This is a genomic window from Nonomuraea sp. NPDC005650, from assembly GCF_040605375.1.
Taxonomy (GTDB): domain Bacteria; phylum Actinomycetota; class Actinomycetes; order Streptosporangiales; family Streptosporangiaceae; genus Nonomuraea.
On record NZ_JBEXCR010000065.1, the window covers coordinates 51,939 to 62,677 of the forward strand.

A 10,739-nucleotide genomic window follows, 5' to 3' on the forward strand; every position below is an offset into this window, starting at 1 on the left:
AGCGTCATCCACCCTCAGAGTCGGTCGCCGCCCCTGCACCCCCAGCGACGGCTGCCATCGGGGTCGGTCACCATCCCCAAAGCGCCTTCCGGTCGCCGTGACGCAGAAAAGCCGGCCTTGGCGACCGTCACCAGCGCAGGAGCACAGTCCCAGCGCTGACCCCGCTGGCCACCCCCACCAACGCGACCAGATCCCCCCGCTGGACCCGGCCCGACCGGACCGCCTGGTGCAACTGCACCGGGATCGTCGAGGCGACGAGATTGCCGTGCTCGGCGATGGTCACCACCACCTTGCCCAGCGGAATCCCGACCGCCTCGCAGAAGGTGTGCAAGGACGACAGCGACGCCTGGTGTATGCAGATCGCCGCCATGTCGTCCCAGTCGAGCCCGCGCTCGTCCAGCGGTGCCCGCAGCACGGACCGGTCGAGCTTGTGCACTCCGACGGCCAGCCCCACGGGATCCACGGTGAACGCGCCGAACTGATAACCGGCCGAGGCGGACCGCGTGACCGGCAGGATGGCCGCCTCCCAGTACGCCGAGCTGGCGCAGAACCGGTGCCCCAGCACGCCGGGCACCGCACTGGCCTCCAGCAACATGGCCGTCCCCGAGTCGGAGACGGTGTACGAGGGGCCGGCGGCGGTGAAATCCGCGGCCGACTCGACCCGCCAGCGGATGGCCGGAGTGGCGACCTCCCCGCACACGATGAGGACCGTGCGGTAGCGGCCGGCCGCTATGAGCGTGTCGGCCAGCTCGACCGCGTTCAGAACACTGTTGCATGCATTGCGTACATCGAATACCGGGCAGCTCGCCCCCAGCTCGGCGGCCACCATGTGCGCGGTGGCGGGCTCGACGGCGTCGACGCTCACCCCCGCGTAGATGATCAGGTCGATGACGGGCGGGACGTGCCCGGTCTGTTCGAGCAAGGTACGGGCGGCGGCCGCGGCCAGCCCGGCGGCCGTCTGGCCGGGAGCGGCGACGTGGCGCCGCTGCACGCCGCTGGCCTGCTCGATGACGCCGCGGGGAATGTGCGTGCCGGGATTGCGCGCGGCCAGCAGGTCTTCCAGCTCGGGAGTGGTCAGGCTCTCCTCGGGCAGGTGCACCGCCACTCCGGCGACGTGGGCGTACCGCCTCGGGTTCGTCTCGGAGTGCGCGGCCACGCCCATCCCCCCTCAAGATCAGGTGCTGCTCAGGATAGGTACGCGCTACCGCAGGGGCCCGTCGCGACCCTCGAAACTTGATCAACTCCTTAACGGCGGGTTCCGCGTCACCAGTGACCAGTTATCGGGCGATCGGCAACGCTAGGTGACAAGACCGCTACAAGGAAGGGGCCCGGTGTGAGCGACGAGGAGATCCTGGCGGCGGTACGCGATCGCTGCGTCAGCATTCTGAAGGTCGACCCGAACCAGGTCACGCTGGACGCACGACTCCGCGAGGACCTGGAGGCCGACAGCCTGGACCTCGCCGAACTCCACATCGCCATGGAGGACACGTGGGGCCCGATGCCACGCGAGACCCTGGCCGGGGTGCACACGATCGCCGACGTGCTCACACGGGCCCGCCTCCTGGTCGGGACGAGTATCTGAACAACACGCACGCCGCCCCGCCCTCTGACCGGGGCATGCACGTGGCCACACCACACCAATGTCGCCCACCGACACCAGCCAGTCCCTCTTTCGACCGCGACCGCGACCGCAACGGCGACAACGCAACTCGGATCTTCTCGCCAGCCACGAAGGAGGCAGCATGTACAAGCACGCCCTGACCGCGACCGCCATCAGCGCCACCCTGCTCTCAGGCCCGGCCGCCACCGCCGACACCCCACCGAACGCCGGCCAGGAGGGGAAAGTCTGCATGAAAGTCCCGATAACGGCAATAACCAAGTCTTTTATGGACTTCGCCACGATGGGTGATCTAAGCATTCCCGTGAATAAGATCGTCAAGGGAGATCAGTTTTCCCTTTCTGACTTCTTCGGCGGCGGGGCGCCAAAGGACGTGACCATCCTGGAAAGCACGCCATGTTAGCGCCACCACCACCGTATTGCTTATTTCTGGCCGCCTACCGAGCCATCCACCCGGTAGCCGCTGGGCCGCCTACCGGGGGAACTGCACAAGCGGCCGCCGTACGGGGCGAGCGCCGCACCGGGCGAGCGCCGCGCTGGGTAAACGCTGTTGCGTTGGCCGCTGCCCTCTACGCGACGAACCCGCCACCGGCCGTGCAATCCAGGCCCGTCCTCACGGCAGCTCGTGAGGAGGGCGTTCGCGCCGCCTGCAGGGCCGTCCGCCGGGGGAGTTGCACGAGCGAGTGCTGCATCGGGTGCACGTCGTTGCGCTGGCCGCCGCCCCGAGCCCTAGCCGCCGAGCCCAAGTACTCCAGTGACACTTCGGGATCTTGAGGGGTCGGGGTCACATGGCTCGGGGTCATGGCCCTCCCGCCCGCGATGGACCCGGCGGCTCACCTGCTCAATGCCCTGAACGGCGTCATGCTCCGCCAGCAGCCGCCGCCACGGCCCCGGGTCGTCCAGCAGGAGGGAGTGCGCCGGAGTCACCGGGGCGCCGGGCGGCGACTCGTACGGGACGCCGTCCGCCGTCCTGACGCTCACCCGCCCGTCCTCGGACACCTCCTCCAGCCCCGGCCCGCCCCTCCACGCGGAACCACCAGGTGCCGCAGGCAGGCCCGCCACCAGGGGTCGGGCCACACCCCGGCGAGGAGCCCCGGCGAGGAGCCCCGGCAGGCACCGGCAGCCCGTTCAGCATCCATGACTCCACGGTGGCGCGGCACTCCTTCTCGTGCCCGTCCAGGTGCTCAAGCAGCGCCGCGAACTGCTCACCGACCCGGCTGGACCGCACGGCCCTGGGCACGGACGCCAGCAGCTGGCCGCCGGTCTTCCTGCAGCGCAGGGTCATCCCGTCCAGCGCCGGCTCGTGGCCGCGGACGGCGCGGACCCACGTGAGGGGAATCGTCATGGCGACGACTATGTCGGCGAGCACCGACAATCGTCCCGGTCTCGAACCCCGGAGGGTGCTTGATCACGGTTAGGTGTCGCGCGACCGAATGATCTTGACGTGGGAGCACCCATGAGACGTTATTAGAACACATGTTCCCGTCCTGGCAGGAGGCTCTCGTGTCCCCATCCCTGGTTCGCCGATTAGCCGCTTACTGCGGCGCCGCCGCCCTGATCACCGGCCTGCTCGCCGTCACGGCCCCCGCCGCCTCGGCGGCCGGCACCACCACCGACCTCGGGGTCACCGACTCCTACACCGCTGACCTGGCCGTCGGTGGCGGCCGAGTGTTCGTTCCCGCCGGCGACCGCATCATCGTGGCCGGCACTGACGGAAACCTCACCGGCGGCGTCGTCACCGGCCTGCCCGGCGTCCAAGAGCTGGCCGTGAACGCGGACGGCACCCGCCTGTACGCGGCTCTCACCGGCTCGAACGAGGTCGCCGAGATCGACACCGCGAGCCTCGCCGTCACCCGCCGGATCGACCTGTCGGCCCACCCCTGCCCGTCCACCCTGGCGTTGCTGGGCGAGCGGTTGTGGGTGGGGCACGGATGCGACAACGGCCCCGGCGGCGTCGTCGGCCTGGATCTCAGCGCGAGCGCCCCGGCGCCCGTGGCGGTCGGGGGCGAGCACCTGCGGCCTCCCGTGCTCGCGGCCGCCGGCGACACGCTCGTGGTCGGCCAGACCGCCCTGCACCACGCCGACATACTGGTCTACGACCTCGGCGACGGCGCCCCCGCGCTGCGCGGCACGATCGACGGCGAGGAGTGGCGCATCGACTCCCTGCGCGACCTCACCCTGAGCTCCGACGGCGGCACCCTGTTCAGCGCGGCCGACACCCCCGGTCACTTCACCAGGTACGACACCAGAACCCTGGCGGCGACCGGCACCTACGGCGACGGCTGGGACGGGTACCCGTCCGCCGTGGCGCTCGGCTCGGACGGCGCGTACGTCGCGGCCGGACGCCAGTGGGGCAGCACCGACCTCACCCTCTACGACGCCGCGACGGGCGCGGAGCTGTTCGCGGCCGACCAGCCGGACGCCGAACTGCTCCCGGACGGCGTCGCGTTCTCCGGCACGGACGTCTTCGCACTGCTGCGCAGCTCCACGGACCGGCTGCTGCTGTGGAGGGTGACGGGCGTCGCGCTACCGGCCACCAAGCTCACGGTGACGGCCCCCGCGGACGCGTACGCCGGCTCGCCGATCACCGTCGAGGGGCGGCTCACCCGCGCCGACGGCGAGGCGCTCGGGCTCAAGCCGCTCACGGTGATCCAGTACCTGCCCGGCTGGACGAAACTGCCGATCACCGGCGTGACGACGCGGCAGGACGGCACGTTCACCTTCCAGGACACGCCCGTCTTCGAGCTGCCGCCGTACATCGGCGAGGTGATCTACTGGGTGTTCTGGGACGGCGACGACGGCCACCGCCGCAGCAGCGCCTCCGTCACCGTGACGGTCAAGCGCGAAGCCACGCTCACCCTGACAGGGCCGCAGTCCGGCGTCGCCGGCACGGCCGTGGAGCTGAGCGGCGTCCTGACGGCGGGCGACAGGCCGCCCTCTCCGGGGTCCACGCTCACCGTGCAGCGCACCCTGTACGTCAAGGGCACCAGCGGTAAGACCGTCAAGCTCCCGCCGGTGAGGGTGAACGCCGACGGCACGTACACGTTCACCGACACGCCCGCCAACGCCGGCAGGTACAGCTACCTCGCGAGCTATGCGGGGGACGGCGGGACCGGACCGGCCCAGGCCACCCATCAGATCATCGTCAAGTGACCCGACGACCGGTGCCCGGCCGCCGAGCCGGGCACCTCGGCCGGGATCCGGTGGTGACTCACCAGGCCCTGACGGTTCCGGTAGCCCATGACTAGTACTCCAGTGACAGTTTCGCGATCTTGTGGGATCGGGTCACATGGCAACGGCCACCGCGTGATCATTCGGAGTTTGTGAAGACAACCAAAGATCATGCAATGGCCGCGCGCCACAGCGTAGACCCTGACGGCTGGATGGTCATCTTCAACGAACTGATGACCCGAATCGCCGGCCACTTCGGCCGCGTCGAACCACGCCGCACCGCCACCGCCTACGTACGCGCCCTGCTGGCCGACATCGACCGCAAGAACTGCTGGAACCTGGCCGAACACGCCGGACTGACCGGCCCGCAGACCCTGCAACGGCTGCTACGCACCGCCCGCTGGGACGCCGACGCGGTCCGCGATGACATCCGGGACTTCGTCGTCGACCGTCTCGGCCCCGACGGCGTGCTGATCGCCCGAGCACACCTGGCTGGCCGTCCCCGACCGCTGCCAGGCCACCGGCATCCCGGACCAGACCGCCTTTGCCACCAAGCCCGCCCTGGCCACCGCCATGATGCTGGCCGCGCTCAAGGCCGGCGTACCCGCCCGCTGGATGACCGGCGATGAGGTCTACGGCCAAGACCCGCGCCTGCGCGCCGCCCTGGAGGAGCACCAGATGCGCTACGTGCTGGCCATCGCGGGCAACCGCCGGGTCACTCTCGACGGCGTCCCGGTCAGCGCGGCCGAGGTCGCCACGCGGGTGGCCGACCGGCACTGGCACCGCTACCGCGCCGGGGCGGGCGCCAAGGGACCGCGCTGGTATGCCTGGGCCTGGGCGCGAATTGACGACAGCCAGGCACAAGGCCATCGGTGGCTGCTGATCAGGCGTAACCTGACCACCGGCGAGGTGGCGTTCTACCGCTGCTACGCCCCCACCCCACAGCCGCTCATGGCCTTGGTCAAGATCGCCGGTATCCGCTGGGCGGTCGAGGAGTCCTTCCAAGCCGCCAAGGGCCAGGTCGGGCTGGACCACTACCAGGTCCGCGGCTGGACGGCCTGGCAGCGGCACATCACCCTGGCCATGCTCGCCCTGGCCCTCCTGACAGCCATCGCCGCCGCCCAGCCGCCCAGCGTCACCGACGACTGCATCCCTTTGACCTTGCCCGAGATCCGCTGGCTGCTGACGGCACTCGTACTGACCACGCACCGCTCCATCACGGACATTCTGCGCTGGTCGGATTGGCGCCGCCGACACCAGGCCACTGCCCCGACGCTGCCACTACCAGCGCAGATCCGAGCAATGATCGCGAAGTGCCACTGGAGCCCTAGCCGCCGAGCCCCAGCCGCCGAGCCCCAGCCACCGCGGGCCAGAGTCGCACCCTTCGCCTCGACCCTTCGGTGGTTCGGTCGTCAGTAGGCCCGCTCTGTGACGGCACCGTCGCGTTCGGGGTGCCTCAGCCGGTGCCGAGTTCGTGTGGGTGAGTGAATGGCGTGGCCGTGTTCACCTGGTGCGATCGGAAGGTGACGGTGTCGTTGCCTTGACCTATCGCGTTAAATTACCTTTCGTTACTCACGGTTATCGCGTACTTGTGGAATCAAAAGGTGACGCCAGCGTTCGGCCGTCTGGAGCATGTCCTCGCCGGTACGTCGAAGGAATTCGCTCACGAATTCACAGCGTGCGCCGGCGGGTGTCGTGGCGCCCAATATGCGGGCCCCGTTGCGAGCGGTCTCGGCCAGCATGAAGTTTCGCTGGGCGCTCGCCAGGAACGACCGGTACCAAACGGCGTTGTCGACGCTGTACAACTCGCGACGCCACCGTGGGTCGCGGTCGCGCTTGATCAACTCCTGCTCCTCCAGGTACGCGATGGCGGTGGAGATCGAGGCGGGGCTGACCTGAAGGCGGTGGGTGAGGTCTTTTGCCGTGAGTGCGCCGGTGTCAGTGGTGTAGAGGCAGGCCAGGACCCTCGACGACATCCGGGGTAGGCCCGTCAGCACCAGGATGTCGACGAGGTGCTCCGTGAATTCGCGCAGCTCCTCGGGGTCGCGGCCGTACGCCGTGTCGGTGATCGGCGACGCGGATCGTGGGGGCTGCTTGCGGCGGCGGGCTCGTCCTTCGGTCGCCTGGTGCGCTCGGTTGGCCCGGTACGCTTGCGGGCCGCCGTTGCGGCTGACCTCCCGGCTGACGGTGGAGGTCGGCCTGGCCAGGCGCCGCGCGATTTCGGCGTAGCCGAGTCCTGCCGCCAGGCCTGCGGCGATCTCCTGGCGGTCCTGTTGAGTCAGCCTGCCTCCCGGCATCGGCACTCGCCTCCTAGCGCTCCTGTCATTGCGATCTGGTGGACCAGTATTGCGTTCAACTGCATCCCATTGCAATAGAGGCAAGCTTGGGCGTTGCGTTCAACTTCAGATTCATTGCAATCTTTGGTTCATTTAACCTGCACATATGCGAGATCTTCGATCGGAGCTGATTGACAGCTAGTTGAATGCAACGTAGCTTTTGGTCTCGACTGAACGCGTACTATCGCGAATGAAGGGGTGTGCGAGCTTATGTTCATGCGGGCGCCCGGCAGGCGCTGGACGAGGTTGGGGCGGGGAGTCCTTCGGGGCCCCTCGCCGACGCTCGGAACGAAAGCGGCGTGTGGGCCTGGAACGGGAGTGGCGCGCGGGCCCGGAACGGGATCGGCGTTCGGGTCTGGAGCGGGAGTGGCGCGCGGGCCCGGAACGGAAGCGGTGTTCGGGTCTGGAGCGGGAATGGTGTGCGGGTCCGGAACGGGATCGGCTTACAGATCTGGAAGGAAATCGATATGACCCTGACGGCGTCCACCGGCGTGACCGCGCGAGCGCTGGCGCCGGATCTGGCGCGTGGCTTCATGCTGCTGCTGATCGCTCTGTCCCATGCGCCCGCGTTCGTCGGCGACTGGGATGCGGGCCCTGCCGTGCTCAACGCCATGGCGAAGTTCGTCAAGTCCCTGTTCGCCGACAACCAGGCCCGCGACATGTTCGTGTTCCTGTTCGGCTACGGGCTCGGGCAGTTAGCCCACAGTCAGCAGGCCAGGGGCAGCGACTGGATCTCGATCCGGAGCCTGATGCGACGCAGGGCGCTGTGGTTGATCGTCATCGGGTTCGTGAACACCGCCGTGCTCGTGCCCATCGACATCATCGCGGTGTACGGGCTGACCCTGTTGATGCTCGCCCCCCTCGTACGAGCGCGGGACGCGGTGCTGTGGCGGACGGGGCTGCTGGCGCTCGTCCCGGCGACCCTCCTGCTGGCCTGGCAGAGTGTGGTGGCCCAGGCGAAGCCGGTGACGATGGCCGAGTTCATGGAGCCCACCTTTGGCGCCCACCTCGTGGCGAGTCTCCCGTCCTGGCCGGTGGAGACCGCGATCTCCACCCTCACCGTGGTGCCGGGCATGATGCTGGGCATCTGGGCCGCCCGGCGCCGGGTTCTCGACGAGCCCGAGCGGCACCTGCCGCTGCTGCGCCGCGTCACCGCGGTCCTCATCGGCGTGGCAGTGGCGGGCAGGCTGCCCGCGGCGCTACTCGCGGCCGGTGTGTGGGCGCCTTCCTCGACCCCCGTCAGCTGGGCGGTCGCCGTCGCGCACGACCTGACCGGATACGCGGGCGGCATCGGCATGGCCGCCGCCGTCGGGCTCGTCGCGGTCAAGGTCCGGCGTGGCCGGTTCACCACGGCCCTGGCGGCGCTGGGGCAGCGGTCGTTGACGTTCTACCTGTTCCAGGCCGTGATCTGGGTGGTGCTCTTCTACCCGTTCACGCTGAGCCTGCATGACGACGTGAGCTTCGCGGGCACCTTCGCGATCGCCATCGGGGTCTGGCTGCTGTCGATCGCGCTGGCTGAGTGGATGCGCGCCGTCGGCTACCGGGGCCCGGCGGAGGTGCTCCTCCGGCGGATGTCGTACGGCCGCCGCCGTCAGGCTGAGGTCAGCCCGAAGTCGTGAGGTTGGGGTTGGCCCGGAGCTGTGGGGTTGGGGTCAGCTCAAAGTCGTGAGGCTGGAGTCGGCTCGGAGGCGTGAGGGTGGAGTCAGCCTGAAGCTGTGAGGCTGCCCAGCAGGCCCAGGAGTTCGGCGCTGCGGCTGCCCGGCTCGGCGTGGAAGACGGCCAGGATGAAGCCGTCGGTGCCGTTGATGGTGAGCTTGTCCGACTGGAGGTCGATGTCGCCGACCAGTGGATGCCGCAGCCGGATGAGGTGCGCCTTGTGGGGCTGTACGTCGTGGCGGGCCCACAGCCGCCGGAACCGGTCGCTGCGCAGCGACAGGTCGCCGACGAGCTCCACCAGCCGCGGATCGTCGACGTCCGGCCCGACGCGGGCGCGCAGGCTCGCGACCGCGTCCTCGGTCGCCCGCTCCCAGTCGCGCCGCAGCTCCCGTTCTGCCGGGTCGAGGAAGACGGCGCGGAGCAGGTTCACGCCGGGCGCGTGGTTCGGCGACAGTGCCGCGCCCAGGGTGTTGACGGCGAGGATGTCGGTGAGCTTGTTGTGCACGAACGCCGGATTGGTGGTCCAGCCGTCGATGAGCCGGCGGATGCTCGGTGGCACCTGCTCCTGCTTCGGGGTCCGCCGTCTGCGCGGAGTCCCGCGCCGCTCCTCGTGCAGGCGCGCCAGGCCGATCAGGTGGGCGGTGGCGTCGGCGTCCAGCCGCAGGACCGAGGCGAGCGCGTCGAGGACCTGGACCGAGGGGTTGCGGTCGCGGCCCTGCTCCAGCCGCAGGTAGTAGTCGGAGCTGATGCCGGCGAGCGTGGCGACCTCCTCCCGGCGCAGGCCGGGCACGCGCCGCAGGCCGCCGGCGCTGATCCCGACATCCTCGGGGCGCACCAGCTCCCGCCTGGCGCGCAGGAACTCGCCGAGCGCGTTCGTACCGTCCACGAATTCCAAGGTAGTCGCGCCGCATCGCTGCTGCCTGGCCCTGTCACCCCCAGGAACGACGGGGTACTCCCATCTGGAGCAGGCACGTTGCAGAGTGTCCGTGGAATGAGAGGAAAGCGGGAAATGTCGAATAACGCTCTGACACTTGCGGACGACCTCACCCTCAACCGCATGGGGTACGGCGCCATGCAACTGGCCGGACCCGGCGTCTTCGGACCGCCCAAGGACCGCGACCAGGCCGTCGCCGTGCTGCGCGAAGCCGTCGATCTGGGCATCAACCACATCGACACCAGCGACTTCTACGGTCCTGTCGTCGTCAACGAGCTCATCAAGGAGGCATTGCACCCGTACCCGGAAGACCTGCGCATCGTCACCAAGGTCGGCGCGCGCCGCGGCCCCAACGGCGAGTGGAACCCCGCTCAGGACCCCGCGGACCTCAAGGCCGCGGTGCACGAGAACCTCCAGCACCTCGGCCTGGACGTCCTCGACGTCGTCAACCTGCGCCTGGTCACGCACGAGGGTGGGAGCGAGGAGTCGCTCGCGGAGCAGTTCGGGGCGCTGGCGGAGCTGCGGGACGAGGGCCTGATCCGCCACCTCGGTCTCAGCGACGTCTCCGCGGCCCAGCTCGCCGAGGCGCAGTCCATCGCGCCCGTCGTCACCGTGCAGAACCTCTACAACGTGGCGAACCGCCAGGACGACGCCCTCGTCGAGCGGTGCGCGGCCGAGAACATCGCCTTCGCGCCGTTCTTCCCGCTGGGCGGCTTCACCCCGCTCCAGTCGGGGACGCTGGAGAGCGTGGCCGCCCGCCTGGGCGCCTCGCCGCAGCAGGTCGCCCTGGCCTGGCTGCTGCAGCACTCGCCCACCATCGTCCTCATCCCGGGCACCTCGTCGGTGGCCCATCTCCGCGAGAACGTCGCCGCGGCCGACCTGGCCCTGCCCGCGGACGCGGTCGCGGAGCTGGACACCATCGGCGAGGGCTAGAGGCAACGCCGTTCAGTTAGGGCTGGGGTAGCGCGTCAAGGGCTGGCCGGGATCATGTTGATGCTGATGGTGGCTTTGTAGGTGGTCCGGT

9 protein-coding genes and 1 pseudogene are annotated in these 10,739 nt (G+C 69.5%); 6 read left to right on the forward strand and 4 right to left on the reverse strand.

The annotated features are described in order from the left end of the window. Nucleotides 1-127: 127 nt before the first annotated feature. Nucleotides 128-1,156, reverse strand: coding sequence for a ketoacyl-ACP synthase III (locus ABZS69_RS60480; RefSeq protein ID WP_355391966.1), 1,029 nt, complete (start codon nucleotides 1,154-1,156; stop codon nucleotides 128-130). Between the two features lie 177 nt (nucleotides 1,157-1,333). Between ABZS69_RS60480 and ABZS69_RS60485 the strand changes: the two genes are divergently transcribed. Both ABZS69_RS60485 and ABZS69_RS60490 read left to right on the forward strand, forming a co-directional pair. Further along, nucleotides 1,334-1,582 (forward strand): phosphopantetheine-binding protein, encoded by a 249-nt coding sequence (locus ABZS69_RS60485; protein WP_355391968.1) that lies wholly within the window; start codon nucleotides 1,334-1,336, stop codon nucleotides 1,580-1,582. A gap of 160 nt (nucleotides 1,583-1,742) precedes the next feature. Continuing rightward, nucleotides 1,743-2,021, forward strand: a complete 279-nt coding sequence (locus ABZS69_RS60490; protein WP_355391971.1) for a hypothetical protein — start codon at nucleotides 1,743-1,745, stop codon at nucleotides 2,019-2,021. A gap of 456 nt (nucleotides 2,022-2,477) precedes the next feature. On the opposite strand, the gene ABZS69_RS60495 is transcribed toward ABZS69_RS60490, so the two are convergent. After that, nucleotides 2,478-2,963, reverse strand: a complete 486-nt coding sequence (locus ABZS69_RS60495) for a hypothetical protein (RefSeq protein WP_355391974.1) — start codon at nucleotides 2,961-2,963, stop codon at nucleotides 2,478-2,480. 158 nt (nucleotides 2,964-3,121) lie between these two features. On the opposite strand from ABZS69_RS60495, the gene ABZS69_RS60500 reads away from it, so the two are divergent. Further along, nucleotides 3,122-4,771 (forward strand): hypothetical protein, encoded by a 1,650-nt coding sequence (locus tag ABZS69_RS60500; RefSeq protein ID WP_355391977.1) that lies wholly within the window; start codon nucleotides 3,122-3,124, stop codon nucleotides 4,769-4,771. A 251-nt stretch (nucleotides 4,772-5,022) separates the two neighbouring features. Then, nucleotides 5,023-5,893 (forward strand): annotated as a pseudogene (locus ABZS69_RS60505) (IS701 family transposase); the annotation flags it as partial. A 464-nt stretch (nucleotides 5,894-6,357) separates the two neighbouring features. On the opposite strand, the gene ABZS69_RS60510 reads toward ABZS69_RS60505, so the two are convergent. After that, nucleotides 6,358-7,086 (reverse strand): helix-turn-helix domain-containing protein, encoded by a 729-nt coding sequence (locus ABZS69_RS60510; protein WP_355391980.1) that lies wholly within the window; start codon nucleotides 7,084-7,086, stop codon nucleotides 6,358-6,360. A 506-nt stretch (nucleotides 7,087-7,592) separates the two neighbouring features. On the opposite strand from ABZS69_RS60510, the gene ABZS69_RS60515 reads away from it, so the two are divergent. Then, nucleotides 7,593-8,744: a DUF418 domain-containing protein gene (locus ABZS69_RS60515; RefSeq protein WP_355391983.1), complete on the forward strand. Its 1,152-nt coding sequence runs from the start codon at nucleotides 7,593-7,595 to the stop codon at nucleotides 8,742-8,744. Between the two features lie 83 nt (nucleotides 8,745-8,827). Here ABZS69_RS60515 and ABZS69_RS60520 read toward each other — a convergent pair whose 3' ends face one another. Further along, complete coding sequence (locus tag ABZS69_RS60520) at nucleotides 8,828-9,667, reverse strand: helix-turn-helix transcriptional regulator (RefSeq protein WP_355391986.1); 840 nt, start codon at nucleotides 9,665-9,667, stop codon at nucleotides 8,828-8,830. A 123-nt stretch (nucleotides 9,668-9,790) separates the two neighbouring features. Here ABZS69_RS60520 and ABZS69_RS60525 point away from each other — a divergent pair, with 123 nt between their 5' ends. Beyond that, a complete protein-coding gene (locus tag ABZS69_RS60525) occupies nucleotides 9,791-10,648 on the forward strand; it encodes an oxidoreductase (RefSeq protein ID WP_355391989.1) in 858 nt (285 codons plus the stop codon). The last annotated feature ends 91 nt before the right edge of the window (nucleotides 10,649-10,739 follow it).

What these genes read in the sequence shown, in the direction of transcription:
- ABZS69_RS60510 (WP_355391980.1), bottom strand. Translation starts at nt 7,086, where the DNA reads ATGCCGGGAGGCAGGCTGACTCAACAGGACCGCCAGGAGATCGCCGCA.
- ABZS69_RS60515 (WP_355391983.1), top strand. Translation starts at nt 7,593, where the DNA reads ATGACCCTGACGGCGTCCACCGGCGTGACCGCGCGAGCGCTGGCGCCG.
- ABZS69_RS60490 (WP_355391971.1), top strand. Translation starts at nt 1,743, where the DNA reads ATGTACAAGCACGCCCTGACCGCGACCGCCATCAGCGCCACCCTGCTC.
- ABZS69_RS60495 (WP_355391974.1), bottom strand. Translation starts at nt 2,963, where the DNA reads ATGACGATTCCCCTCACGTGGGTCCGCGCCGTCCGCGGCCACGAGCCG.
- ABZS69_RS60525 (WP_355391989.1), top strand. Translation starts at nt 9,791, where the DNA reads ATGTCGAATAACGCTCTGACACTTGCGGACGACCTCACCCTCAACCGC.